This window comes from Kribbella sp. CCNWLW201, from assembly GCF_037203805.1.
GTDB lineage: Bacteria > Actinomycetota > Actinomycetes > Propionibacteriales > Kribbellaceae > Kribbella.
The window spans coordinates 104673-128810 of record NZ_JBBCBQ010000003.1 but is presented as its reverse complement, the minus strand read 5'-3'; the positions used below and the strand labels follow the sequence as shown (position 1 = coordinate 128810).

The following is a 24138-nucleotide window of genomic DNA, read 5'->3' as shown; positions in this document are numbered from 1 at the left end:
GGCCTACCTGATCAGGGGTTGTCCCAGCCGCGGCGCGGGGAGTGGCCGGCGGTCCGCTGATCGCGGCTGCGGTAGACGATGTACGGCCTGGTCAGGTAGCCGATCGGAGCGCTGAAGACGTGGACCAGGCGGGTGAACGGCCAGAGCGCGAAGAGGGCGATGGCGACGAGGCCGTGCAGCTGGAAGGTCAACGGTGCTTCGGCCATCAGCTCGGGATGGAGATCGAACCGGAATATGCCGCGGAACCAGACCGAGACGCCCTCGCGGTAGTCGTAGTGCCCGACGATGTTGGCCACCACCGTGTTCACCAGCCCGAGCACGATCACCGTGGCAAGGAACAGGTACATGACCTTGTCCATCCGGGTGGTCGCGGAGAACACCGGCCCGACCGTACGGCGGCGATAGATGAGGATCGCCAGTCCGACGACGGTGCCGAAGCCGGCGATCGCGCCGATCGAGACGGCGAGGAAGTGGTACAGCCCCTCGGAGATGCCGACCGCCTCGGTCCAGGACTTCGGGATGCCGAGACCCATCACATGGCCGAGGAACACGGCCAGGATGCCGAAGTGGAACAACGGGCTGCCCCACCGCAACAGCCGGTCCTCATAGAGCTGCGAGGACCGAGTGGTCCAGCCGAACTTGTCGTACCGGTACCGCCAGAAATGCCCGACCACGAAGACCGTCAGGCAGACGTAGGGAATGACCACCCACAGGATGTCGTTCATCGGTGCGCTCCGGGAAACGTCGGCATCGGCAACGGATCGAAGGCCGGCGTCGCGTACGGCGTGAGTCCGACCTCCTCCTGTGGCGGCCCTTCGGCCGCGAGCCGGTCGATGGCCGCGAGTTCGTCACCGTCGAGCGGCGGCAGCGTCGCGGTGACAGCCTGTACGGCGCCGTGCCAGGCGGACCCGGCCTCCGCGAGAGCCAGCCGCAGCAGCTCGAGTCCGGCGCGATGGTCGAGCAACAGGCGCCACCCCAGTCGTTGATCGACCGTCGCGGCGTACTCCAGCACCACGCAGAGGTGGTCCGGCAGTTCCGATTCGTCCAGTACGTAGCCGGATCGCAGGTAGGTCTGCTTGAACCGCAGCAACGCGACTCCGCGACGCCTGGTATCTCCGTGGGCGAAGTAGGTGAGGTAGAGGTTGTGCCGTCGCCGGCTGTCGAAGGTGTCCACGTAGTCCTGCTGGAGCGCGGAGAGGTCCTCCGACGCCAGCGCTCGGGCGGTGGCGCGCAGCGGATCGCCGACGGCTGAAGGGAGTTCGGCCACTGCGTGCTGGATGAGCCCCAATTGCAGGGTTTCGTCCGGATAGTCGAGCAGCAACGAGGCGGCCTGCCAGGCGATCGTCAACTGATGCGCCGGCAGCTTCGGATCCGGATGCCTGGTCATTCCCCACCGTCCTTCGGTGGGAACAGCCCGTCCGGTCTGCCCTTGCCGTCCCAGTTCAGCAGGTTCACGCGGGTGTCCTTGTCCGTGGCAGCCGCCATCGTGTCCGCCGTCTGGCGGTCCTTCAGCAGCTGGAAGTTCTCCACCGCGATCGGGGTCGGTGCGCCGGATCCCTCGCCGAACGGGCCGGAGCCGCCCATGCCCGGGCCGCCCTCGTAGTCGAGTGAGCAGGCCAGCTCTTCGAGGTCATGCGCTTGCTCGGCATGCGCCGCCGGGATCACGTAGCGCTCGTCGTACTTCGCCAGCGCGAGCAGGCGGTACATGTCGTACATCTCTTCCTCGGTCATGTCGACAGCCGCCGGGATCGAGCCGTCCGGGTCCCGGCCGAGGTTGATGTCGCGCAGGTAGGAGCGCATCGCGGCGAGCTTGCGCAGAACGCTGTCAACCGGCTGCACGTCGCCCGCGGTGAACAACTCGGCGAGGTACTCGATCGGGATGCGCAGTGCGTCGATGGCGGCGAACAGGTTCTCCCGCTTCTCGGCGTCCTCTCCGGTCTCCTTGACCACATCCACGACCGGTGACAGCGGCGGGATGTACCAGACCATCGGCAGGGTTCGGTACTCCGGATGCAGCGGCAACGCCAGCTTGTAGCGGTTGATCAACGCGTACACCGGCGACCGCTGGGCCGCCTCGATCCAGTCGTGCGGGATCCCGGCCCGCTCGGCTTCCCGTCGTATGTCGGGATCGGACGGATCGAGGAACACGTCCCGCTGGGCTTCATAGAGTCCGTGCTCGTCCGGTGTCGACGCGGCGGCCAGGACCTTGTCGGCGTCGTACAGCATCAGGCCGAGGTAGCGCAGCCGGCCGACGCAGGTCTCCGAGCAGACCGTCGGCAGCCCGACCTCGACGCGGGGGAAGCAGAACGTGCACTTCTCGGCCTTGCCGGTGCGGTGGTTGAAGTAGACCTTCTTGTACGGGCAGCCGGAGATGCACATCCGCCAGCCCCGGCAGCGATCCTGGTCGACCAGCACGATGCCGTCCTCGGTCCGCTTGTAGATCGCGCCGCTCGGGCAGGACGCCGCGCAGGACGGGTTCAGGCAGTGCTCGCAGATCCGGGGCAGGTAGAACATGAAGGTCTGCTCGAACTCGAACTTGACCTTGTCGCCGACCTTCGCGAGGACGGGGTCGCGCTCGGCCGTCACCGCGGATCCACCGAGATCGTCGTCCCAGTTGGCCGACCACGACACCTTCATATTCTTGCCGGAGATCAACGATTTCGGCCGCGCGACCGGGGTGTGTTGCTGCGCCGGCGCGTCGGTCAGCGTCGCGTAGTCGTAGGTCCAGGGCTCGTAGTAGTCGTGGATCGACGGCATCTTCGGATTCGAGAAGATGGTCAGCAACTTCTTCAGCCGTCCGCCTGTTTTCAGCGTGAGCCGGCCGCGCCGGTTGAGCGTCCAGCCGCCCTTCCACGTCTCCTGGTCCTCGTAGGTGCGCGGATAGCCCTGACCGGGCCGGGTCTCGACGTTGTTGAACCAGACGTACTCGGTCCCGCTCCGGTTCGTCCACGCCTGCTTGCACGTCACCGAGCAGGTGTGGCAGCCGATGCACTTGTCGAGGTTCATCACCATCGCCATCTGAGCCATCACTCGCATCAGTAGTTCACCTCCTGCGAGCGCCGCCGGATCACGGTGATCTCGTCGCGCTGGTTGCCGGTCGGGCCGAGGTAGTTGAAGGCGAAGGACAACTGGGCGTACCCGCCGACCAAGTGGGTCGGCTTGATCAGCAGCCGGGTCAGCGAGTTGTGGATGCCGCCGCGTTTCTTCGAGGTTTCGGCGATCGGTACGTCGATCAGCCGGTCCTGCGCGTGATGCATGTAGACCGTCCCCTCGGGCATCCGGTGCGAGACGATCGCCCGGGCCACCACGACGCCGTTGCGGTTGACCGCCTCGATCCAGTCGTTGTCCGCGATCCCGACCTTGGCCGCGTCCTTGTCGCTCATCCAGATCGTCTGACCGCCGCGGGACAGCGACAGCATGAACAGGTTGTCCTGGTACTCCGAGTGGATCGACCACTTGCTGTGCGGAGTCAGGTAGCGAACCGTCACGCCGTGCTCGGTCACCGAGCCGATCGCCGGCTCGGCGAACAGCGCACCCATGTCCAGCGGCGGCCGGTAGACCGGGAGGTTCTCCCCGAGCTCGGCGATCCAGTCGTGGTCGAGGAAGAAGTGTTGCCGGCCAGTCAGGGTGTGCCAGGGCTTGAGCCGCTCGACGTTGATGGTGAACGGCGAGTACCGCCGGCCGCCGGACTCCGAGCCTGACCACTCCGGTGAGGTGATGACCGGGACTGGCGCGGCTTGCGTGTCGGCGAACGTGATTCGTTTGCCTTCGTTCTCCGCGGCCAGGTCGTGGAGTGGTTTGCCGACCCGGATCTCTAGAGTCTTGAATCCTTCGGTCGCGAGGCGTCCGTTCGTCGTACCGGAGAGAGCGAGGATGGCCTCGCAGGCGTGGATGTCTCGTTTGAGCGATGGGCGGCCGTCGGCGGGGCCGCCGCGGACTGCGCCGTTCTTCGCGCGGAGGTAGTCGACCGACTCGGTCACGTCGTAGGTGACGCCCTTGGTCGTCGCGCCGAGTTTGTCCATCAGCGGTCCGAGCGCCGCCATCTTGGCCGCGACAGCGCCGTAGTCGCGTTCGACCTCGACCAGCTTGGGCATCGTGACGCCCGGCACCGGTTCGCACTCGCCTGTCTTCCAGTCGCGGACGATGCCGTGCGGGTTGGCCAGTTCGTCGGGGGTGTCGTGCAGCAGCGGTACGGCGACGACGTCTCGACGTACCCCCAGATGGTCGGCTGCGAGCTCGCTGAACTTCTCCGCGATGGTCTGCCAGGCGTCCCAGTCGGTGCGGGTCTGCCAGGGTGGCGCGATCGCGGGGTTGAAGGAGTGGATGAACGGGTGCATGTCGGTGGTGTTGAGATCGTGCTTCTCGTACCACGTCGCTGCGGGGAGTACGACGTCCGAGAAAAGCGTCGTACTCGTCTGCCGGAAGTCCAGGGTGAGCAGGAGATCGAGCTTTCCGCGTGGTGCCTCGTCGTGCCACTCGACGTCCTTCGGGCGGCTGCCTTCGCTCGCGCGCAACGACGAGCCGGCGCCGAGCAGGTGCTCGAGGAAGTATTCGTTGCCCTTGGCCGACGAGCCGAGCAGGTTGGCTCGCCAGATCGAGAGGATCCGCGGGAAGTTCTCGGGGGAGTCCGGGTCCTCACAGGCGAACCGAAGCTCGCCGGACTTGAGCTGGTCGACCACGTGCTCAGCAACCGGCCGTCCCGCCGCCTGGGCTTCGTCGGCCAGGTCGTGCGGGTTGCGGTTGAAGGTCGGGTACGACGGCATCCAGCCGAGGCGGGCGCTGAGCGCGATGAGATCGGCCGTGGACTTCCCGGCCAGCTGACCCTGTCCTTGCGTCGCGGCCAACGTGTCCGCGCCGAAGGGGTCGTAGCGGAACTGGTCGGTGTGCAGGTACCAGTACGCCGTCTGGATCATCTGCCGCGGTGGTCGCGACCAATCGAGGCCGAACGCGAGCTGCGCCCAACCGGTGATCGGCCGGCACTTCTCCTGACCCACGTAATGCGCCCAGCCACCGCCGTTGACGCCCTGGCAGCCGGTCAGCGTGGTCAACGCGAGGAAGGCACGGTAGATCGTGTCGGAGTGGAACCAGTGGTTGGTACCCGCGCCCATCACGATCATTGATCGGCCGCGTGAGTCTTCGGCGTTTTGCGCGAACTCCCGCGCGATCCGGGCCGCGGCTGCTGCCGGGACGCCGGTGATGGATTCCTGCCATGCCGGTGTGTACGGCGCGTTGTCGTCGTACGAGGCGGGCCACTCGCCTGGCAGTCCGGGGCGGGCGACGCCGTACTGGGCCAGCATCAGGTCGTAGACGGTCGTGACCAGGTGGCCGCCCACTCGCCGTACCGGGACGCCACGCATCAGGTCGCCGGCTGAGCCGTCGCCGGTGTCGAAGCGGGGCAGCCGGAGCAGCACGGTCTCCTCACCGGCCATCGACAGCAGCGGATCTACCTCGCCCAGGTCCAGGTTCCACTTGCCCTGGCCGGCTTCCCCGAAGCGGTGACCGAGCGATCCGTTCGGTACGACGGGCTCGCCGGTGATCGAATCCAGCACCACCGTCTTGAAGTCGGCGTTGTCTTCCGTGGTGCCGGGGAGGTCGGCTGCGGTCAGGAACTTGCCGGGCCGGTAGACGCCGTCGGCCTCGTCGAGGCGGATCAGGTGCGGGAGGTCGGTGTAGGCCTTGGCGTAGCTGATGAAGTACGGCGTCTCGCGGTCGACGAAGAACTCCTTCAGCATCACGTGTCCCATCGCCATCGCCAGCGCGCCGTCCGTACCAGGTGCCGCAGGCAACCATTCGTCGGCGAACTTCACGTTGTCGGCGTAGTCCGGAGACACGGCGACGACCTTCTGCCCGCGGTACCGCGCCTCGGCCATCCAGTGCGCGTCGGGCGTCCGCGTGACCGGCAGGTTCGAGCCCCACATGATCAGATAACCGGCGTCCCACCAGTCCCCGGACTCCGGTACGTCGGTCTGATCGCCGAACACCTGTGGTGAGGCCACCGGCAGGTCGGCGTACCAGTCGTAGAACGACAGCATGGTTCCGCCGATCAGCGAGGTGAACCGGGCGCCGGAGGCGTGCGACACCATCGACATGGCCGGGATCGGCGAGAACCCGGCGATCCGGTCGGGTCCCCACTTCTTCAGCGTGTGCACGTAGGCGGCCGCGATGAGCTCGGTGGCCTCTTGCCAGGTCGCCCGGACAAGGCCGCCCTTGCCGCGGGCAGTTTTGTACTGTTGTGCGAGCGTCGGATTGTCGACAATGTGCGCCCACGCGGCGACGGGATCGCCGTACTGGGACTTGGCCTCGCGATACAGCTGCAGCAGTACGCCGCGTACATAGGGGTAACGGATACGTGTGGGGGAGTAGGTGTACCAGGAGAAGGCCGCGCCCCGCGGGCATCCGCGGGGCTCGTACTCGGGTTTGTCCGGACCGACCGACGGATAGTCGGTCTGCTGGGTCTCCCAGGTGATGATGCCGTCCTTGACGTACACCTTCCAGGAGCACGAGCCGGTGCAGTTCACACCGTGGGTCGAGCGGACGACCTTGTCGTGGCTCCAGCGGTCGCGGTAGAAGTCGTCGGCACCGCGCCCGCCCGTCTTGTGCAGGGTGCGCAGGTCGTCGGACACCTCGGACCTGGTGAAGTAGCGGCGGGTCCGGACCAGGGCCTCGGCCAGCCCTCCGTCCAGTCCCGGTTGGTCATGTTCTGGACGAGCCCCAGTGCTCATGCAGCTTCCTCGCTGGTCGGGTTCTCCTTGCGGGTTGTCTGATTGGCGGTCTTTCTCACGATCGTCAGGGTCAGTACGAGCGTCAAGGCCGCGGTGACGGACAGCAACGCCAGGCCGATCCCGTACGAGTCGGTGCGGCCGTAGACGTAGCCCATGATCAGCGGCGGCACGAAGCCACCGAGCCCGCCGGCCGCGCCGACCAGCCCGGTCACCCCGCCGACTCTGGCCGGATCGGTGACTTTGGCAACGAGTGCGAAGGTGGCCCCGCTACCGCCGCCGAGCGCGGCCGCCATGGACAGGAAGGCGACAGTGCCGACGTACTCGAGCAACGGTGTGGTCGCGGCGACCGCCGCGCCCGCGACGACGACCGCGTAGCAACCGGCCAGCACGGGGACAGGACCGAACTTGTCCGACAGCCAGCCGCCGATCGGCCGCATCAGAACGGCGACCGCCACGAAGCCGGCCATCCGGTTGGCGGCGTCGGCCGCGTCCAGGTCGTACGCGGTCTTCAGGTACGACGGTAGGTAGACCGAGAAGGCGACGTACCCACCGAAGGCGACGGCGTACAGGATGCAGGCCTGCCAGCTGATCGGCAGTTTGGCGTTCGCGATGAGTCGAGTCAGCAACGATCCCTGAGCAGGCTTGCGGCCCGGCGCATCTCGCAGTACCAACCAAGCGGCCACCGCGTAGACAGCGAGGGTGACCGCCGTGATGAGGAACGGAATGCGGTGGCCGACGTTGCTGTAGAGCTTCACGGTGGTCAGCGCGCTGATCGCAGTACCGCCCATGCCAGCGCCGAAGACCCCGACCGCCAGGCCCCTCCGCTCTGGCGGGAACCAGGCGTTCACGAACGGAACGCCGACCGCGAACGTGGTGCCGCTGATGCCGAGGAAGAAGCCGCCGACCAGGAGCGCGGCGTACGAGTCCAGGGCGAAGAAGCCGATGAACAGGATCGGTACGACGGTCGCAGCCGAGATCAGCGGGAACATGATCCGCCCGCCGAAGCGATCGGTCAGGGCACCGACCGGGATCCGGCCGAGCGACCCGACCAGGACGGGTACGGCGACCAGCAGCGCGACGTCGGACTCGGTCAGCCTGCCGAGCGTGCCCTCGGTCCGGAACAGCGGTCCGAGCGGACTGAGCAGCGCCCACGCCCAGAAGTTCAGCGCGAAACCGAGGGTCGCCACGATCAGCATCGACCACGGCGACCGAGAGGTCGCGACAAATTGATCGGCCGACTGTGAGCCGGTGAGGTCGGCGCGGCTGGTGTTCATGGCTCTCCTCGCTGGTCGGAGTCCGGTCTTCTCAGGATGCTCTCCGGGCACTGTCAGTGACCACCGGTGAATGCGATCGGGCACTTGCTGAGCTCCTGCAGGCTCTTTCCGAGTGGTGTCGACGACGCCCCTCCGACCACGACCAGGTCGGCGACCTGCGAGTACCGGGCGAGGACGTCGGCGGGGTCGCCGAGGCGGTAGTGGGTCCGGAACGTCACGTCGGGGAACTTGTCCGGCCAGCCGTCCAGAGCGCGCGTGACGAGCTGCCGCGCAGCCGGATACCAGGGCTGATCCGGGCGGGTGGGAGCGCCCTCCAGGACGTACAGCAGAATCAGTTCGCCGCCCCGCGTCGCGGCCGCCCGGAAGGCATATCCGATCGCTTCGTGCGATCCCCCCGAGGCAATGACGCCGACCACGATCAGGCCCTGAACCTGCGTCGGATCCCACCCGTCCGGTACGACGACCACCGGGGCCGTCGCATCAGGCGAGTCGAGGGTGGCAACGCTTGCCGGCTGCTTGCTCATTCTCCAATTCCACGTCCCCGGTCGGCGACCCGCCCAGGGCCGGAAGACCCTGACCGGCCGGGACCTGGGTCGTCGCGCGGGCGACCTGTGGCACTGCCGCCGTGCGCGGCCGGGGTGGACGGTGGAGGTGTAGGGGAAGGAGGTGAGGTTGATGAGGCTGAAGGCGAGGGATCTTGTCGCGACTCTGCTGGTCGTCGCAATCGCAGTGCCTTACGTCGGCTACCTGATCGACGGCGACATGCCGTTCGTGGAGGACGCCCGTGGTATGTCCGCTGTCGGACTGCTGCTCGGCGCGGCGGCGTTCGGGCTACTGCTGAGCGGCAACCCGCGGGATCGGCTGGGCAAGACCGAGATCGGGATCGCGATCGTGTCCGCAGTACTGGGCATCGTCGCACTGGGCTTCGCGGAGACCGCGGCGGCAGAACTGCTGCTGGCGCTCTTCATGGGGTCGATCCTGGTCGTTCTGGCCATCATGCTGATCGACCACGCCGGCTGGTGGCACCACGCCGGTCACCCGGTCTGATCCAGCCGCCCTGCACCGGCCGGCGTGACGGAAGCACCGCCACGCCGGCCGAACCTCGGCCCCGCTGTACCAAGGGCCGGCGAGCGAAGGGCCCCTTCTGATGACTGCACCGGCAGAGCAAATCGTTGTCGGTATCGACGAGATGCCGCAGAGCCGGCCCGCCTTGCGTTGGGCGGTCGAGGCCGCGGCCGGCCGTGGCGCCGCGGTGCGGGTGGTCCGCCCGTGCCTGGACCAATCGGGCCGGCTCCCACTCGAGGATTGCCAGGCCGAACTGGATGCCGCGGTGGCCTACGCGGTCGATCGACTCGGCGCCGGTCGCGCTTCGGGCCAGGTCGTCCACGGTACGGCGGCCAGGGCCATCCTCGGCGCGGCTGCTGATGCGACCCTGATCGCCCTGTGCGATCAGGGCGGGACTGATGGACTCCGGTCCGCGGCGGCGGTGATCGCTGCGGCGCCCTGTCCGGTGATCATTGTTCGGGGCAACAACCGGCCAGGCCCGGTCGTGCTCGGCACGGACGGGACGGCGAACTGCGAGGAGCCGGTGGCCTTCGCGTTCGAGGAAGCGGACCGCGCCGGCGTGCCGTTGACGGTGACGTATTCCTGGCAACCACCGCACCCGTACGACGAGGACTCGGCCGTGGCCACGAAGCGGGCGCTGCTGGAGACCGGGCTGGCCGAGACCGTTCGGCCCTACCGGGAGAAGTTCCCGGGTGTTCGGGTGCAGGTCACCGTGGTGATGGGACGACCGGCGGCCGCGCTGGCCGAGTTGACACGTGACGCTTCGCTGCTGGTGGTGGGATCGCGCGGGCATGGCCAGGTGGGCGGCCCTCCGGTCGGCTCTGTCGGTCAGGATCTCCTCCACCAGGCATCCTGCTCGATCGCAGTCGTGCACACCCCGGCATGACTCGACCTGGCGGTCAGTACGGCAGCCGGAGCTGTGTCGCGGGCCCGAGCAGCCCGTAGTGGCCGTCGTACCTCGCATAGAGTGCGCAGACGCGTCTGGTCGCCTTCTCGGCGAAGATCTCGAACGGGGCACCGGTCAGGTCCAGCCGGGCGATCGCCTCGTCCACGGTGCGCCAGAGGGCAGGGGCCAGTTCGATCAGGCCGGAAGCCGCCCGGGTGTGAGTCCGGTCCGGTGCGGCTTGAACGAGCCGGTAGCGGCCAGGCCCGGTTCGGACGACGAAACTGTCCCGGCCGCTGGAGCGATCCCAGAACAGATGGAACCTGTAGTCGCCCGCCTCGAGTGCGGCGATCGCTTCGTCGATCGTGATCGCAGCCGGCCGGCACATCTTGTGCCGGGCCACCTGCCGGGTGCCGGGTGGTCGCATCTCCGGGAACCACACCGGCAGTGGCGTCGGACTGTGCCGAAGCAGGCACTCGGCCAGTGCGCCAGGGAACAGGCGCAACTGTGCGACCGCCCTGGCTGCCAGCATCATCCCGACCTCCGGCATCGTGGCAGCAGCCACCTGCGCGCGCAGATGGTGCTGAGCCAGCCGGACATCGAGCTGCCCGACGACCGGCCGAGCCAGCCCGGGCTCGCTCAGCCTGGTGAGCCGGACCCGGCTGTGAGCCGCCCGGACGCCGAGGATCGGTGCCAGCCGGTCGCGAATCATTTCAGCGGCATTCGTGGGCAGAATGCCGTCGGTGAGCACCTCTATCAGCACGGGTGCTCCGAGCACGGCGTTGCGGCTGCCGATCGTCATCTCATCCCCCCTTGATACGCGATTCAGCGGGTGTGCAGCTGTGTCATCTGCTCCGTGGTCAGGATGTGGGCGCCGGGGCCGGGGACGAACAGGGTCTCGGCTTCGGTGTCGTCCCAGCGGACGAGGTACGGCGGGGCTCCATCCGGCCCGTGCACCTCGAGGATCAGGCCGTGCCGCTTCGGCTCGCTCAGATGGACACCTTCGATGACCAGCCAGTTACCGGGTGCTGCCTTCATGGTCCTGCCCCTTCCGGTCTGTCGCGCGCTGTTTCGCGGGCGCGCCTACTGCCAGCACACCACTGCTCCGGCGGACCGGGCAGAGGCCAAGTCCCCGGTCTGGAGGGATCGAAGGTCCTGCACAGCCCGCGAAGGTCCGTTGCCGCCGCGGACGGGACCTTGGGCCCTGGGGAGTCGAACGGCGTGCGGTCACGATGCTGGCAGGGCTCTGTCCGCGACACGATCGAAGGGGGAAGCGATGAGCGTGATGCTGGACCGGCTGCGTCGCTTCCGCCCGGTCGGCACACCGGGGAGCGCCGGGCCGCCGGTCGGCGTACCCGTGGACACGCGGTCCGGTGTACCTGCCGAGCTTGTCGGTGTCTTCGACGCTCTGGACGAGGTGATCGCGGACTGCCGCGACGTTCGCGCGCGTGCCGAACAGGAGGCCGCGGACCTCGTGGCGGCGGCGAAGCGCGAGGCAGCCGGCCTGGTCGACGGAGCCGGAGCCCGGGTGCCGGCCGAGCGTGCCGAGGCGGCGGCCGGGATCCGGGCTGGCGGGGAGGCCGCCGCGGAGCGGGTCCTGGTCGCGGCGACGGCCGAGGCGGATCTCGTGATCCGGCGGGGACAGGAGCGGATGGACGAGTTGGTCGCCCTGATCGTGGCGCGAGTCCGCGACAGTGCCGGCCGGGCCGGGGTGGAGTGATGGATGCGGGCTGGGTCGCGGCCAGCGTGCGCGCGAAGGCGATGGCGCGCCGTCGTCTCGGCGCCGGCGCGGCGCGACGGATCGCGCTCAGCCCGGGGCTGTCCGACGCACTCGGTTTGCTGGCCGGGACGGCGTACGCACGGGCAGCTGTGCCGGGTACGCCGCTGTCGCAGGCGGAGCGGGTGGTGACGGAACTCGAGTTGTGGCACCTGCGGGTCCTGTCGGGCTGGTTGCCCAGGTCGGCGGTCGGGTTGGCGCGGGCACTGGGGGCTCGTTACGAACGCGCCAACATCGAGACGCTCGCGCGGAACCTGGCTGGGGCCGAGCGGTCACACCAGTACTACGACCTCGGCAGCCTGGCGTTGTCCTGGCCGAGAATCGCGGCGACGACCTCCGCACCAGCGCTGCGTGAAGCACTCAGGGCATCGCCGTGGGGAGACCCCGGCGACACCACACCGGCGGCGTTGCGCGACGTACTGCTGTTGCGTTGGCTGCGGATGGTGGCCGCGGAAGCAGCACCGGCGATCGAGTGGGTGACCGGTGCGGCGACCCTGGTGGCGGCCAAACAGTTGCTCGTGACAACAACTGGTCCGGCCGAGGAGGTGGTGCGGGCCGCGGCCCCGCTGATCGGCACGGACTGGATGACGGCGAGTTCTGTCGCGGCGCTGCGCGACACTGTTCCGGCGGCCGGCCGATGGGTCCTGGACGGTGTCGGGTCCCCGCCGGATCTCTGGCGGGCCGAGGCGGGACTGGCCGCGCGGATCGAGTCCGACGGCTTCCGCCTGCTGCGGCACGGGACCCCGGGAATCGAACCCTTCCTGGGTGCCGTCGCCGTCCTCGCGGTCGATGGCTGGCGGGTGCGGGTGGCCCTCGGTGACGCGGCTGTCGGCGCCGGGCCGGGGGAGGTGCTCGATGTCCTGGCGTGACGCCGTCCGGCCGGTGCGCATGCAGCGCATTGCCCTGCTCGTGCCGGCAGAGCACACGCGCGAGCTGCTGTCCACGCTGAGTTCGTCGGGGGTGGTCGAACTCGATCCGGTGCAGACCGACGTCGAACTCGCCGTCGTCGCGGACCGTCAGCCGGACTGGTCGGCTCGCGAACTGGAGCTTCGGCGCCGGACGGCGCAAGCGGTCCACCATGGGCCTGTGACAGCCCTGCTGGGCTGGACACCGGCAGCGGCGCTGACTGATCTGACCGAGGCGCTGGCGCCTGTCGATGCTGCCGCCGTACCGCTCCCCACGCCGCCCGGCATCCAGCCGCCGACCTTGCTGCGCCAGAAGGGCCGCGGCCAGTCATTCGAGCTCCTGGTGCAGACCTACACCACCGTGCCCTACGCAGATGTGGATCCGTCGCTGGTCGCCGGGCTCGCGTACGTGGCCATGTTCGGAATGATGTTCGGCGACGTCGGTCACGGCCTGCTCCTGCTCGCCGCCGCGGCGATCGTGCACAGCGGCCGGTTCACCCGGCTGGCGAAGCTCCGGCGGGCCTGGCCGTTCCTCGCCGGGGCGGGGGCGACCAGCGTCGTCTTCGGCCTGCTGTACGGCGAGATGTTCGGTCCGACCGGCCTGGTCCCGGTGGTGTGGCTGTCTCCGGTCGACGACGTCATCACCCTGCTGTTGACCGCGATCGGTGTCGGGGCGGTGTTGCTGGGTGGTGCGTACGCCCTGGGTATCGTGAACCGCTTCCGCGAGGGCGGCTGGGGGTTCGCGCTGTACGCCCGGACCGGGATCGCCGGCAGCCTGCTGTTCCTGGCCCTCGGCGGTGTTGCCGGCGGCATCTACTTCGGCAGCGGTGGACTCTTGGCCGGTGCTGTCCTGCTGGCGGTGGCGGGCCTGGTGCTGACGTTCATCGGGCTGCTGACGGCAGCCGGTGGCGGGGCCGCCGGGGTCCTGCAGGCAACCGTGGAACTGTTCGACGTGGTGGTCCGGCTGGGCTCGAACGTGGTCTCGTTCGCGCGCCTGGCCGCGTTCGGCCTCACCCATGCGGCGCTCGGCGCGATCGTCTGGCAGGGCACAGTCGCCTTGTGGGACGGCGGTTCGGTGCCGGGCCGGCTGGGTGCCGTCCTGGTGCTGCTCGCCGGCACCACCGTCGCATTCGCCCTGGAGGCGCTGGTGGCAGCCATCCAGGCTCTTCGGCTCGAATACTACGAACTCTTCTCCCGGGTCTTCGAAGCGGACGGACGACCGTTCCGCCCGTGGCGGCTGCCCGCGGAGGAGTTGGAGGTGACACCGTGAGAACCTTCCTTCGCCGGCATCCTCGGGCCGCGGTCGTGCTGACCGTCGCGAACGTACTGCTGTTGCTCGCCGCCGTGACCCTGTTGATCGCCATCGTGACCGCGGACTGGGGCTTCGCGGCCGGCCGGCCGGAGGTGGCCACAGCGGGCCGGGCCGCCGCGGCCACGGCCAACGGGTCCGCACTGCTCGGCGCGGCCATCGCGGTCGCGGGCTCCGCGATCGGGGTGGGTATCGCGGTCGCCTACACCGGTGCCGCCGCGCTGGCCGCGATGAGTGAGCGGCCGGAACTGTTCGGCCGGGCGATGGTGGTGGTCGGACTCGCCGAGGGCATCGCGATCTACGGCTTGATCGTCGCCATCATCTTGGTGGGCGAGGCTCGATGACGACGATCGCGGTCCTGGGCGCGCCGGTTCTGGCGGCGGGCTACGCGGCCGCCGGCGTACGGTTGCTCGAGGCAACGACAGCGGACGAGGTACGGCGGTGCTGGCGCGAGCTGCCCGATGACGTCGGGGTGGTGCTCCTCACGCCCGCGGCCGCTGCGGCGGTCGGCCGGGAGACGCTGGAATCGTCGACGGTGCTGACGGTGGTCCTGCCGCCATGAGCAGGCCGCTGACGGCGGCTGCCGATGCCGCCCTGGATCCGGTCCGGTCAGCTTTGCTGGCCGCGGCTCACGCCGACGCTGCCGCCGTCCGGCTGAAGGCCCAGCGCCAGAAGGACGAGCTGCTCGCCGACGCACGCCGTACCTCGGCCGGCATGTTGGCCGCAGCGCGGACCGACGGACAGGCCGATGCGACCGCGGCGGTCGCGGCGCGGATGGCCGACAGCCGCCGGGAGGCGCGGCGGACGGTCCTGGCGGCACAACGCGAGCTGTACGACGAACTGCGGCGACGGTGCCGTACTGCCGCGACGGGACTGGCCGAAGAGCCTGACTACGCAGAGCTCCGGCAACAACTGGTCGAAGCGGCCCGGGCCTGGTTGGGCACCGACGCGATGGTGACGGACAGCCCGGACGGTGGCGTCGTGGCATCGGTGGGCAGCAGGCGACTGGACCTGAGTCTTCCGGCGCTGGCGGAGCGAGCCCTCGACCGATCGAGTGTGGAGGTGACGGCGTTGTGGACGGCCTGACGTCGCCGGGCCGGATTCGCCGGATCAACGGCCCGTTGGTCGAGGCGCGCAACGTGCCGGACCCCGCGATGTACGAAGTGCTGGAGCTGGGTCGTCCGCGGATCCCGGCCGAGGTGGTCGCGATCCGCGGTGACACCGTCACCCTGCAGGCCTTCGAGTACACCGGTGGCCTGATGGTCGGCGACCCGGTCCATCGCACCGGCCGGCCGTTGTCGGCGCGCCTCGGACCGGGCCTGCTGGGGCAGGTCTTCGACGGGTTGTTGCGCCCGTTGTCGTCGGCACCGACTTGGCTCGTTCCGCAACCGTTGGCGCCGAACGAGTCGGCGTCCACTCGCTGGCACTTCGTCCCCGGTGCGGGGGAGATCCGCGAAGTCGGGCCGGGCACGGTGCTCGGGGTGGTGACCGGTGCCGGAGCGATCGAGCACCGCGTGCTGGTGCCGCCGGGCGTCCGCGGGGAACTGCGGTTGCTGGTCGGTGCCGGCAAGGTGTCGTCCGACCAGCCGGTGGCACGGGTCGGCGACGTAGAGATCGGGCTTTTCGAGCAGTGGCCGGTGCGCCGTCCGCGACCGTTCGAGTATCGCGAGGAAGCCTTCGTCCCGTTGCACACCGGTCAGCGGGTCCTCGATCTGCTCTTCCCGATCGGTGCCGGCTCGACAACCGCGGTGCCGGGCGGCTTCGGCACCGGCAAGACCGTTCTCCTGCAGCAGCTGGCGAAATGGTGCGACGCGGACGTCATCGTTTACGTGGGGTGTGGTGAACGCGGTAACGAGATGGCCGACGTCCTCGGCGAGCTGGCCGAGCTCGCCGACCCTCGCACCGGTGGCCGGATGATCGACCGTACGGTGATCCTCGCCAACACCTCGAACATGCCGATGATGGCCCGCGAGGCCAGCGTCTTCACCGCGATCACCGTGGCCGAGTACTTCCGGGACATGGGGTATCACGCGGTGGTGGTGGCGGACTCGACGTCGCGGTGGGCCGAGGCGTTGCGGGAGTTCGCCTCCCGGACCGGTGCGTTGCCGGCCGAGGAGGGGTATCCGGCCGATCTGTCGTCGGCGCTCGCCGCCTTCTACGAACGAGCGGGCCGGGTCCGCACCCACGGCGGCCGGACGGCGTCGGTGACTGTGGTCGGCGCGGTGTCGCCACCGGGCGGCGACCTGACCGAGCCGGTCACCACCGCGACCGAGCGGTTCGTCAGCGGAGTCTGGTCCCTGGATCGCGATCTCGCCTATGCACGGCACTATCCGGCGGTCAGCTGGACGGCGTCGTACTCTCACGAGGTCGCCGCCGCGGGTGCCTGGTACGCCGGCCACGACAACCAGGGCTGGGCCGCGCGGCGAGCCCGGGCGATGACCATGCTGGCCGAGGCCGCGCGGCTGACCGAGCTCGCGGAGATCGTCGGGACGCGAACCCTGCCGGGCCGGGAGCGAATGACGATCCTCGGTGGCCGGCTGTTGCGGGACGCGGTGCTGGCACAGAACGCGCTGCACCCGATCGATGCCAGTTGCTCCGTCGAACGCGGCGCGGCGTTGCTGCAGCTGGTCCTCGACGTCGTCGACCGCTGTCTGGCGTTGGTCGATCGGGGAGTCGCGGCGACGGAACTCGAGGAGTTCGATTTCGGTCCCCTGGTCAGGGCCCGGGAGGAAGCTCCCACGGCCGAGGACCTGGCCAGCTGCTGGGCGACGATCTTCGCTGCGCTGGAGGAACTGCCGTGAGTTCAGAGCTGGAGTACGGCGCTGTCGAGTCGTTGCGCGGTTCGCTGCTGGTTGTCCGTGGAGTCCGTGACGTCGGCTGGGACGAGTCCGCCGTGGTCCGGCTCGACGACGGCACCGAACGCCATGGAGTCGTGCTGGAGGTGGCCGACGACCTCGCCGTACTGCAGGTGCTGGAAGGCACGGACGGCATGCGTCCCGGTGGGGTCCGGGTCGGGTTCAGCGGCAGCCCGTTCCGGGTTCCGCTCGGCAGCGGTTGGCTCGGCCGGATCTGCGACGGGCGCGGCGACCCCCTCGACGGCGGGCCACCGGTACTCGGGCCGATCACCGCCGCGGTGAACGGATGGCCGCTCAACCCGGTCGAGCGCGAACCACCGCGGCATCCGGTGCTGACCGGAGTGTCGGGGATCGACGCACTCACCACGCTGGTTCGCGGGCAGAAACTGCCGGTGTTCTCCGCGCCCGGTCTGCCACACCTGCAGCTCGCGACGCAGGTCGCCGCCCAGGCCTCGGCGGCCGGTGAGCCGTTCCTGGTGATCTTCGCCGCGATGGGACTGCCACACGCCGAGATCGACTTCGTCCGTACGGCGCTGGAGGAACGCGCCGCCTCGGGGGAGTTGGTGATGGTGCTGAACAGCGCGGACGACCCGGTGATCGAACGGCTGCTGACGCCGCGCATCGCGTTGACGGTCGCGGAGCACTTCGCCTTCGTCGAGGGCAATCACGTGCTCGTGGTGATGTCCGACATGACCGGCTACTGCGAAGCGGTTCGGGAGGTGGCGGCCGCTCGTCAGGAGATTCCGGCGCGGCGTGCCTATCCCGGCTACCTCTACAGCGACCTGGCCTCACTGTACGAGCGGTGCGGCCGGATCCGGGGCCGGCCTGGATCCGTCACGATCATGCCGGTGCTGACCATGCCGGCCGGGGACATCACTCATCCGGTGCCGGACCTGACCGGCTACATCACCGAAGGGCAGATCGTGCTGTCGGCGGACCTGCACGCGCGCGGTCTCTATCCACCGCTCGACGTCCTCGGTTCGCTGTCCCGCCTGATGCGCAACGGCGCCGGCCCGGGCCGGACCAGAGACGACCATCTGGAGATCGCCGCACAGGCGATCGCGGCACTCGCGCGTGCTCGCCAGGCGGCCGAGCTGGCGGACCTGATCGGTGTCGCCGCACTCAGCGACACCGACCGGGGCTATCTGGCCTACGCCACCGCTCTGGAGGACTCGCTGCTGCGGCAGCGAGGCAACGAGGCCAGGGGGTTCGACGACACCCTGGACCGGATCTGGCGGGCGTTGTCGGTGTTGCCCCGGCGTGAGCTGACGATGGTGTCGCGGGCTTCGCTCGCCGAACACCTTGCCGGGGATGGACGATGACCGGCGGCCCGATGACCGGACGCGCCGGCCGGCTCGCGCTGACCGGCCGGCTGGCCACCGCACGCCGGGCGGTCGAGTTGCTGGATCGCAAACAACAAGCGCTCGCGGTGGAATCCGAACGCCTGCAGTTGGCTGCTGCCCGGGCTGCCGAGACGTTCGAGCAGGAGGCGCGCGTCGCCTCGCAGTGGCTGCGGCGAAGCACGGCCCTGGACGGCCAGCGCGGACTGAGCGCCGCGATCCCGGACGGCACCGCGGAGGTGATCATCGGCTACCAGGCGACCATGGGCGTGCGGCATCCGACCCGTACCGACGTCAGGTTCGCCCCGCGGACCGAACCGGCCGGGAGCTCCGCCCTGTCCTACGCCGTACAGGCGCACCGCGCAGCTGTTGTCGCGGCCGTGAACTTGGCCGCGGCGCGGCGCGCGGCCACCCTGGTCGCCGACGAACTGGAGCTCACCCGCCAGCAACAGCGCGCGCTCGAAGTGCGCTGGATCCCGAAGCTCGACCGCCGGCTGGCCGAGCTGGAGCAGCGACTCGACGAGGTCGAGCGCGAGGAGAATCTGCGGCTGCGTTGGGCGGCGCGTGGCGCGGCCGCCACGGCGTCGACGGGGGAGGATCGATGATGGACCGGTTTCTGGTCGTGGTGGACGACTCCGCGGCGGCGCTACGGGCGGCGCGGCTGGCCACCGAGCTGGCTGCGGCGATCGGTGCGAGCTTGACGCTCGTCACAGTGCTCGAGGATCACGTGCTCGACGCCACGCTGCGGGCAGCCGACATTCCGGAGGCGGCCGAGCGGCGCGCCAGGGGAGCGGTCGCGATGCTGTCGCGGGTGGCCGCTCAGGCAGCTCTTCGAGCTGTCCGGACCGACACGGAGATCTTGTCCGGCCATGGCGCCGAGCAGGTACTGGCGGTCGCCGGCCGGTGCGGCGCGGACCTGATCGTGGTCGCGCGCGAGCCCCGCCAGCAGACAGCCGGCCGTACGGCGGTCAACGTCGAGCTCCTGCTGGAGTTCTCCGAGCTCCCCGTCCTGGTCGTACCACCGACACCGCAGTGATGACCGCGGTCAGGTGGGACTCGGTTCCGGCCGGACCGGGTGCAGCGTTGCGAGCTGGACCGTACGTGCCACGTCGTACCCGGTGACCACACCGACCAGGCGGCGCTCGTCCTCGAGCACCAGTGCGAGTTCGTCGCTGCCCTGCGTCATCCGGCTGACGAGGTCGGCGAGTAATTCGTCCGGCCGCGCGACCGGGACGTCCTTCAACGGCGTCTGGACGTCGGCCAGCCGGGTCGACGTGCGCAGACCGGCCGGGACCCGGGTGAGCCTGCGTAAGGAGACCGTTCCAGTGGGATGCCCGTCCAGATCCACCACCGCGAACACCACCTGACGGGTACGCGGCGCGACCTCGGTCACGAACCGCCCGACCGCCATCGAGGCGTAGCCGGTGACTCCGGGCGGCGACATGACGTCCGCGACCGTCGTCGTACCGAGGGCGATACGCATCCGGGCCGCCGCGGACTCCGCCGTCACCGAAGTGATGATCACGAAGCCGATCAGGAGCAGCCAGAGCCCGGCCAACTGCCCGTCGAGCCATTGCGCGAAGCCGAGGGCGGCGATCAGGTAGCCGAGCACCCGGCCGGCCTTGGCCGCCGTAATCTCGGCCCGGTCCGGATTCCCTGACCGCCACCAGAGCACGGCCCGCAGGATCCGGCCGCCGTCCAGTGGGTTCCCGGGCAGGAGGTTGAACAGGCCGAGGAAGACATTCATCGTGCCGAGCCACCACGCCGACATGACGATCAACTGCGGTGTTCCGGCCGCGTCCAGCAGCAGCGCGCCGGCACCGGATCCCGCGCCGAGCGCGAGGCTGGTGAGTGGACCGGATGCCGCGATCCAGAACGCGGCCCGGGGCGTGGCCGGCTCGCCGCCCAGCAGACTCACTCCGCCGAGCATCCACAACGTGATCCGTTGCACGGGCAGTCCGGCCCGGAGCGCGACGATCGAATGAGCGAGCTCATGCAGGAGCACCGAACCGGCGATCAGGAGCGCGCACACGACACCGGCGGTCCAGTACGCGGCCGCCGCATGTCCCGGCGTCAGCTCGGGCAGGACGACGGCGGCGAGCCCGTTGGCGACCAGCACGATCAGCAGGATCAGTGACCAGTTGGCGCCGACCTCGACACCTGCGATCCGGCCGAACCGGATGGTCTGCCGCACGGCGTCCTCCTGTGATGTCAGTTGGTGGAGCCGGGCCGGGCGCCGGTGATCGCGAAGCGTTCGACGCGCTGCAGGTGACCACCGGTCGACGCGACGATGGTCACGGCGGGATCGGTGGCGCCGGAGAAGGTGACCTTGGCCGACCAGGGCTGCCGCTCGCCGCCGGCCGGGACACAGCACGAGGTGCCGCTCGCCCGGCGAAGCGGGCCGGGGTCTTGCTCGGGGTACTCGTTGGGGCCGCCGGTCATTTGTCGCCTCCCGTGTCTCGCAGTGGGAGCGAGGGAAGCCCACCGCCGCTACTGCAGCGGGCCGAGATGTACGGTGCGCGGCGGGGGGTCCGCTTCTCCGTACCCTTTTGCCTGGCTTCCCTCGTCCCACCTCCATTGCATGCCCGGTGCGCGTCCCGGATCAGGGCCGAAAGTCCCCAGTCCGAGGGTCCTTGTGCGATCCGGACGTGGTGCGGAACTTGCCCTGGACAACCACTGGGCGGTCGGGCTGGGGCCTAGGGCGTCGCCCGGTAGAGAGATCCACCTCCGGAGATGGCGACGGAGACCGGTCGGCCGCCGACGTTCAGGTTGATGATGAACGTCGTACCGGACCAGCGCGTCGTGTACGTCACCGAGCCGGTCGCCCGGACCGGGACGACGAAGGACAGGATCGAGGCCGATTTGCCGGATCGTGCGAGCATCAGCGTCGGTGCGGACTTCCGGACATTGCTGCTCGGGTAGTGCCAGCCCTGGATGGGGTTGGTCTGTGCCTGCTTGACCAGGATCGCGCCCGGCGGCAGTACCTGGCGGAACGGGACCTGGAACACGATCGTCCGGGTCGTGTCACCGGGCGCCATCGCCACCGCGGTCGTGCGCGAGTAGACCGAGGCCCGCTGATCCGGCGGCAGGTGCCACAGGGTCTGGAAGGCCTGCGCGGTCGTCGCCGACGCCCGGTCCCAGGTGACCATCAGATCCGGATCCTTCAGCACCAGCACCGAACGGACCCGGCTGATCCCCGAACCCGGCACATCGGTGAACTGGTACGACTCCGCGTTCGCCTTCACCGAGGACGCGGTCAGCTTCGTCACCTGGTTCAGGGTGGTCGACGTCGGCGTCGTCATCACGCTGTGCGCGCTCGGGCTGACGGTCCAGGTGCGCCACACGCCGGCCGAGTAGGCCGCGTACCCGCCGTCGATGACGATATCCCGCCCTCGTGCGGTGTAGGTGATGCTGGTGTGGTCGAGGTGCCCGTGGAACGCCCGCGCCGGGCCGAACCTGATGCTGTACGTCGATTCGCCGGCGAAGCCCCGGCCGGCATCGGTGCCCCAGCCGGTGCGGCCGAAGACGTAGCCGGCCGAGTAGATCCCGACCCGCCACGGCGGCGCCGTCCCTTTCGTGCCCAGCGAGCCGGCGTACTCCATCGGCGCTCCCGCCCACGGGTACGTCGCCTGGACCTCGGTGTCACCGAGTTGGTGCAGTTTGCCGAGCGAGTTCGTCGCCAGCGCGAGCCACTTTGCCAGCAACGCTCGTCGGGTCACCATCGTCGTACCGGGGTCGACGCCGCCGTTCTGCAGGGCGGTGATGGCGCGGCCCCAGAGCGTGTAGTTGAACGCCGCGTAGCCGGTCGACTGTTCGTTGGTGGAGCCCTGGGCATCGATCGAGGTGGTGATCGCGGCCGCGAGTCGCTGCTGGGCGAGGTTCTTGTAGTCGGTCCTGTTCAGCGTGACGCCGACGCCGAACAGGGCGATGCTCTCGTCGGTGCCGTGGTTCCACGCCCCGCTCCAGTAGTTCGTGAGGAATCGCGCGTGACTCAGCAGCGCCGCATCCAGCCAGGCATACCGGGTCGGCACGTGGTGACTTGGAGGCCGGACAGGATGGCCTGCCGCAGGCAGATCAGCACGTTGGTCCGGTGCATCGTGGACTCCCACGCGCCGACGTTGCTCTTCCAGGAGTACGGGTTGTCCCGGCTCCAGTCGTAGGCGATCGTGTTCACCCGGGTCAGCGCGGTCAGGTCACCGTTGCCCGCGGCAATGATGCCCTGGCCGAGCCAGCGCAGCGAGTGGAACCACATGTACCAGCTGGCGTTCTTGTACGGGTTCAGCGACCAGTTGATGTTCCCGCCGCCGCTGCCGACCTGGTACGGCGCGTACGGGGCCCAGGTGAACACGTCCTTGTACAGGTTCGCCAGCGGATTCTGGCGGTCGAGACCGCTGAAGCCCGGGCACGCATAGAACGGCGCCGCGAGTGTCTGCACCGCGTTCTTCCCGACGTCCTGCGCCGGTGGCGCGGTCGGCGGCACGTAGTTGCTCTGCCCCGGCACGAACTGTGCCTCGCCCGGTTCCGGCAGATCGGGCAGTATCGTGATCCCCGGTGGCGCCGCCGGTGCGGGCGACGCCGTCCTCGCGGCTCCGGCCCCCAATGCGAGGATGGCGATTCCTGCGACTACCCCGGCCAGTGTCCTCGATCTCATCGGTTCGTCCCCTCCCTGGACGCGTCGCCATGTGTGCGACGATCCCTTCGAGGGTCTGACCGGTATAGAACAGTCTGCAGAGCCCAAAGTCCCAACGTGAGCGGGACCATCGGGGCTTCGGGAACGGTGCCCAAAGGCCTTCTGTCGCAGGCATCACAGGACCCTGGCCACTCCGGGAACCCGGCTGATCAGGAACCAGGCGGCCGCGAAGGAAGACGCGACACCGCCGAGAGCGACGACCAGTGCCTTGACCTCCGCGGGCAGCCCGAGTGGACGAAGGGCGATCGCGATCCCGAGCAGGAACAGGGTTTGCAGCATGAAGGCGCCATAGGCACTGCGACTGAGCCAAGGGCCCCATCGGTATCTCCGGTCCAGTCGGTGCTGCGCGGCACTGAGCAACCAGACCGAGCCGAAGATGGTCAGGACGGCGTCGACGACCGCGAAGGCGATGGCCGGCCAGCGCCAGCCGCCCAGCGCATCGTCGACGAGGTCGCGGGAGGCGACGACGACCAGCAGCGCTGCCATGGCCAGAGCCCCCAGCAGGGTCAGGACGCGGCACTGACGCGCGAGAGGTTCAGGTACCGCTGTCAGCCAGCCCTGCCGGGACGCGCTGATGCCGAGGGCGAACATCGTCGAGCAGACCGGCCATTCCCAGAAGTTGAGGTCGGTGAATCCGCTCTCCGATCCATACGGGTAGATCAGCCTGATGGCGAACGAGGCCGGAGCCACGACGACCGCCGCCAGGACCAGCGTGCGCAGGCTGATCAGCCCCTTCGAGGCAGTCGAGCGGCGCACGGCGTTCCAGCCGGCGTATCCGACGGAGAAGATCAGCAGGACGCCGACGAACCACAGCGGACCGGTGTCGAGTCGCCGCTCGGTGCCGAGGTACTCCGCCCAATAGGACCCCGGCGCGCGTCCCAAGGGATGGGCCAGGGCGTAGGTCAGGGTCGGCTGGACGATGAGGACATACAGCACGAACGGAACACCGAGACGCAACAACCTGTCGCCGACGAAGCGCGCCGTACCCTTGCGCTCGAGTGACGACGGTGTGAGCAGCCCGGCGACCAGGAACAGCAGCGCCATCAGGAAGAACCCGAACGGGCTCGCCAGCACGACGAACGCGATCTCGGTGGCCGGCGCCAACGTGACTTCGCGCAGTTCGGTGTAGGTCCAGGCCTCCACGATCGAGGCATAGCCGAGCACCGCGTGCATCACGATGACAGTCGTGATCAGAACGACCTTCAGATTGTCCAGGTAGGGCCGGCGCGTCGACGCCCACTCGACCACCGACGCGCTCTCTCTCGCCCGCAACCTCATCGATCCCACCTCCTGCCCCGGCTCCAGCCTTCTCCGGCGA

25 protein-coding genes are annotated in these 24138 nt (G+C 69.3%); 12 read left to right on the top strand and 13 right to left on the bottom strand.

From position 1 onward, the window contains the following. Positions 1–11 precede the first annotated feature (11 nt). The 6 genes from narI to V9K99_RS15890 are packed head-to-tail and all read right to left on the bottom strand — an operon-like array spanning position 12 to position 8520. Positions 12–725: a respiratory nitrate reductase subunit gamma gene (gene narI, locus V9K99_RS15915; protein WP_337000224.1), complete on the bottom strand. Its 714-nt coding sequence runs from the start codon at positions 723–725 to the stop codon at positions 12–14. After that, positions 722–1387 (bottom strand): nitrate reductase molybdenum cofactor assembly chaperone, encoded by a 666-nt coding sequence (gene narJ, locus V9K99_RS15910; protein WP_337000225.1) that lies wholly within the window; start codon positions 1385–1387, stop codon positions 722–724. Before narJ ends, narI begins: the two co-directional genes overlap by 4 nt. Then, positions 1384–3036: a nitrate reductase subunit beta gene (gene narH, locus V9K99_RS15905; RefSeq protein WP_337000226.1), complete on the bottom strand. Its 1653-nt coding sequence runs from the start codon at positions 3034–3036 to the stop codon at positions 1384–1386. The genes narJ and narH overlap by 4 nt, the downstream gene beginning before the upstream one ends. Further along, positions 3036–6722 (bottom strand): nitrate reductase subunit alpha, encoded by a 3687-nt coding sequence (locus V9K99_RS15900; RefSeq protein WP_337000227.1) that lies wholly within the window; start codon positions 6720–6722, stop codon positions 3036–3038. The genes narH and V9K99_RS15900 overlap by 1 nt, the downstream gene beginning before the upstream one ends. Then, complete coding sequence (locus V9K99_RS15895; protein WP_337000228.1) at positions 6719–7996, bottom strand: MFS transporter; 1278 nt, start codon at positions 7994–7996, stop codon at positions 6719–6721. Before V9K99_RS15895 ends, V9K99_RS15900 begins: the two co-directional genes overlap by 4 nt. A 53-nt stretch (positions 7997–8049) precedes the next feature. Continuing rightward, positions 8050–8520 (bottom strand): universal stress protein, encoded by a 471-nt coding sequence (locus tag V9K99_RS15890; RefSeq protein WP_337000229.1) that lies wholly within the window; start codon positions 8518–8520, stop codon positions 8050–8052. A 151-nt stretch (positions 8521–8671) separates the two neighbouring features. Here V9K99_RS15890 and V9K99_RS15885 point away from each other — a divergent pair, with 151 nt between their 5' ends. Beyond that, a complete protein-coding gene (locus V9K99_RS15885; RefSeq protein ID WP_337000230.1) occupies positions 8672–9043 on the top strand; it encodes a hypothetical protein in 372 nt (123 codons plus the stop codon). Between the two features lie 100 nt (positions 9044–9143). Continuing rightward, positions 9144–9947 (top strand): universal stress protein, encoded by an 804-nt coding sequence (locus V9K99_RS15880; protein WP_337000231.1) that lies wholly within the window; start codon positions 9144–9146, stop codon positions 9945–9947. Between the two features lie 13 nt (positions 9948–9960). On the opposite strand, the gene V9K99_RS15875 is transcribed toward V9K99_RS15880, so the two are convergent. After that, the gene (locus V9K99_RS15875) at positions 9961–10746 is read right to left on the bottom strand and encodes a sigma 54 modulation/S30EA ribosomal C-terminal domain-containing protein (RefSeq protein WP_337000232.1); all 786 of its coding nucleotides are present in this window, start codon (positions 10744–10746) and stop codon (positions 9961–9963) included. A 23-nt stretch (positions 10747–10769) separates the two neighbouring features. Next, positions 10770–10982: a DUF1918 domain-containing protein gene (locus V9K99_RS15870; protein WP_337000233.1), complete on the bottom strand. Its 213-nt coding sequence runs from the start codon at positions 10980–10982 to the stop codon at positions 10770–10772. 238 nt (positions 10983–11220) lie between these two features. Between V9K99_RS15870 and V9K99_RS15865 the strand changes: the two genes are divergently transcribed. Genes V9K99_RS15865 through V9K99_RS15820 form a run of 10 tightly spaced genes read left to right on the top strand, consistent with a single transcriptional unit; the run spans position 11221 to position 19166 of the window. Beyond that, positions 11221–11664, top strand: a complete 444-nt coding sequence (locus V9K99_RS15865) for a hypothetical protein (RefSeq protein WP_337000234.1) — start codon at positions 11221–11223, stop codon at positions 11662–11664. Further along, the gene (locus tag V9K99_RS15860; RefSeq protein ID WP_337000235.1) at positions 11664–12590 is read left to right on the top strand and encodes a hypothetical protein; all 927 of its coding nucleotides are present in this window, start codon (positions 11664–11666) and stop codon (positions 12588–12590) included. Before V9K99_RS15865 ends, V9K99_RS15860 begins: the two co-directional genes overlap by 1 nt. After that, positions 12577–13896, top strand: coding sequence for a V-type ATPase 116kDa subunit family protein (locus tag V9K99_RS15855; RefSeq protein WP_337000236.1), 1320 nt, complete (start codon positions 12577–12579; stop codon positions 13894–13896). Before V9K99_RS15860 ends, V9K99_RS15855 begins: the two co-directional genes overlap by 14 nt. Then, the gene (locus V9K99_RS15850) at positions 13893–14279 is read left to right on the top strand and encodes an ATP synthase subunit C (protein WP_337000237.1); all 387 of its coding nucleotides are present in this window, start codon (positions 13893–13895) and stop codon (positions 14277–14279) included. Before V9K99_RS15855 ends, V9K99_RS15850 begins: the two co-directional genes overlap by 4 nt. Then, the gene (locus V9K99_RS15845) at positions 14276–14497 is read left to right on the top strand and encodes a V-type ATP synthase subunit F (protein WP_337000238.1); all 222 of its coding nucleotides are present in this window, start codon (positions 14276–14278) and stop codon (positions 14495–14497) included. The genes V9K99_RS15850 and V9K99_RS15845 overlap by 4 nt, the downstream gene beginning before the upstream one ends. Beyond that, the gene (locus V9K99_RS15840; protein WP_337000239.1) at positions 14494–15021 is read left to right on the top strand and encodes a V-type ATP synthase subunit E family protein; all 528 of its coding nucleotides are present in this window, start codon (positions 14494–14496) and stop codon (positions 15019–15021) included. Before V9K99_RS15845 ends, V9K99_RS15840 begins: the two co-directional genes overlap by 4 nt. Beyond that, a complete protein-coding gene (locus tag V9K99_RS15835; protein WP_337000240.1) occupies positions 15009–16736 on the top strand; it encodes a V-type ATP synthase subunit A in 1728 nt (575 codons plus the stop codon). The genes V9K99_RS15840 and V9K99_RS15835 overlap by 13 nt, the downstream gene beginning before the upstream one ends. Then, on the top strand, positions 16733–18112 hold the full coding sequence (locus V9K99_RS15830; RefSeq protein WP_337000241.1) for a V-type ATP synthase subunit B: 1380 nt from the start codon (positions 16733–16735) through the stop codon (positions 18110–18112). Before V9K99_RS15835 ends, V9K99_RS15830 begins: the two co-directional genes overlap by 4 nt. Continuing rightward, on the top strand, positions 18109–18735 hold the full coding sequence (locus tag V9K99_RS15825; protein WP_337000242.1) for a V-type ATP synthase subunit D: 627 nt from the start codon (positions 18109–18111) through the stop codon (positions 18733–18735). The genes V9K99_RS15830 and V9K99_RS15825 overlap by 4 nt, the downstream gene beginning before the upstream one ends. After that, positions 18732–19166 carry a universal stress protein gene (locus V9K99_RS15820; protein WP_337000243.1) on the top strand — a complete coding sequence of 145 codons (435 nt, stop codon included), beginning with the start codon at positions 18732–18734 and terminating at the stop codon, positions 19164–19166. The genes V9K99_RS15825 and V9K99_RS15820 overlap by 4 nt, the downstream gene beginning before the upstream one ends. Before the next feature lie 9 nt (positions 19167–19175). Here the strand turns inward: V9K99_RS15820 and V9K99_RS15815 are convergent, their stop codons facing one another. The 5 genes from V9K99_RS15815 to V9K99_RS15795 all read right to left on the bottom strand — a co-directional run bounded on the left by V9K99_RS15815 (position 19176) and on the right by V9K99_RS15795 (position 24098). Then, positions 19176–20324, bottom strand: a complete 1149-nt coding sequence (locus V9K99_RS15815; RefSeq protein WP_337000244.1) for a site-2 protease family protein — start codon at positions 20322–20324, stop codon at positions 19176–19178. Positions 20325–20341: 17 nt separating this feature from the next. Then, positions 20342–20572, bottom strand: a complete 231-nt coding sequence (locus V9K99_RS15810; protein ID WP_337000245.1) for a hypothetical protein — start codon at positions 20570–20572, stop codon at positions 20342–20344. A gap of 254 nt (positions 20573–20826) precedes the next feature. After that, positions 20827–22161: a heparinase II/III domain-containing protein gene (locus V9K99_RS15805; RefSeq protein ID WP_337000246.1), complete on the bottom strand. Its 1335-nt coding sequence runs from the start codon at positions 22159–22161 to the stop codon at positions 20827–20829. Then, complete coding sequence (locus V9K99_RS15800) at positions 22122–22781, bottom strand: hypothetical protein (RefSeq protein ID WP_337000247.1); 660 nt, start codon at positions 22779–22781, stop codon at positions 22122–22124. Before V9K99_RS15800 ends, V9K99_RS15805 begins: the two co-directional genes overlap by 40 nt. Before the next feature lie 153 nt (positions 22782–22934). Further along, positions 22935–24098 (bottom strand): acyltransferase family protein, encoded by a 1164-nt coding sequence (locus V9K99_RS15795; RefSeq protein ID WP_337000248.1) that lies wholly within the window; start codon positions 24096–24098, stop codon positions 22935–22937. Between the last annotated feature and the right edge of the window lie 40 nt (positions 24099–24138).

Coding starts and splice junctions, on each gene's coding strand:
- narI (WP_337000224.1), bottom strand. CDS start 725: ATGAACGACATCCTGTGGGTGGTCATTCCCTACGTCTGCCTGACGGTC.
- narJ (WP_337000225.1), bottom strand. CDS start 1,387: ATGACCAGGCATCCGGATCCGAAGCTGCCGGCGCATCAGTTGACGATC.
- narH (WP_337000226.1), bottom strand. CDS start 3,036: ATGCGAGTGATGGCTCAGATGGCGATGGTGATGAACCTCGACAAGTGC.
- V9K99_RS15900 (WP_337000227.1), bottom strand. CDS start 6,722: ATGAGCACTGGGGCTCGTCCAGAACATGACCAACCGGGACTGGACGGA.
- V9K99_RS15895 (WP_337000228.1), bottom strand. CDS start 7,996: ATGAACACCAGCCGCGCCGACCTCACCGGCTCACAGTCGGCCGATCAA.
- V9K99_RS15890 (WP_337000229.1), bottom strand. CDS start 8,520: ATGAGCAAGCAGCCGGCAAGCGTTGCCACCCTCGACTCGCCTGATGCG.
- V9K99_RS15885 (WP_337000230.1), top strand. CDS start 8,672: ATGAGGCTGAAGGCGAGGGATCTTGTCGCGACTCTGCTGGTCGTCGCA.
- V9K99_RS15880 (WP_337000231.1), top strand. CDS start 9,144: ATGACTGCACCGGCAGAGCAAATCGTTGTCGGTATCGACGAGATGCCG.
- V9K99_RS15875 (WP_337000232.1), bottom strand. CDS start 10,746: ATGACGATCGGCAGCCGCAACGCCGTGCTCGGAGCACCCGTGCTGATA.
- V9K99_RS15870 (WP_337000233.1), bottom strand. CDS start 10,982: ATGAAGGCAGCACCCGGTAACTGGCTGGTCATCGAAGGTGTCCATCTG.
- V9K99_RS15865 (WP_337000234.1), top strand. CDS start 11,221: ATGAGCGTGATGCTGGACCGGCTGCGTCGCTTCCGCCCGGTCGGCACA.
- V9K99_RS15860 (WP_337000235.1), top strand. CDS start 11,664: ATGGATGCGGGCTGGGTCGCGGCCAGCGTGCGCGCGAAGGCGATGGCG.
- V9K99_RS15855 (WP_337000236.1), top strand. CDS start 12,577: ATGTCCTGGCGTGACGCCGTCCGGCCGGTGCGCATGCAGCGCATTGCC.
- V9K99_RS15845 (WP_337000238.1), top strand. CDS start 14,276: ATGACGACGATCGCGGTCCTGGGCGCGCCGGTTCTGGCGGCGGGCTAC.
- V9K99_RS15840 (WP_337000239.1), top strand. CDS start 14,494: ATGAGCAGGCCGCTGACGGCGGCTGCCGATGCCGCCCTGGATCCGGTC.
- V9K99_RS15825 (WP_337000242.1), top strand. CDS start 18,109: ATGACCGGCGGCCCGATGACCGGACGCGCCGGCCGGCTCGCGCTGACC.
- V9K99_RS15820 (WP_337000243.1), top strand. CDS start 18,732: ATGATGGACCGGTTTCTGGTCGTGGTGGACGACTCCGCGGCGGCGCTA.
- V9K99_RS15810 (WP_337000245.1), bottom strand. CDS start 20,572: ATGACCGGCGGCCCCAACGAGTACCCCGAGCAAGACCCCGGCCCGCTT.
- V9K99_RS15800 (WP_337000247.1), bottom strand. CDS start 22,781: ATGAGATCGAGGACACTGGCCGGGGTAGTCGCAGGAATCGCCATCCTC.
- V9K99_RS15795 (WP_337000248.1), bottom strand. CDS start 24,098: ATGAGGTTGCGGGCGAGAGAGAGCGCGTCGGTGGTCGAGTGGGCGTCG.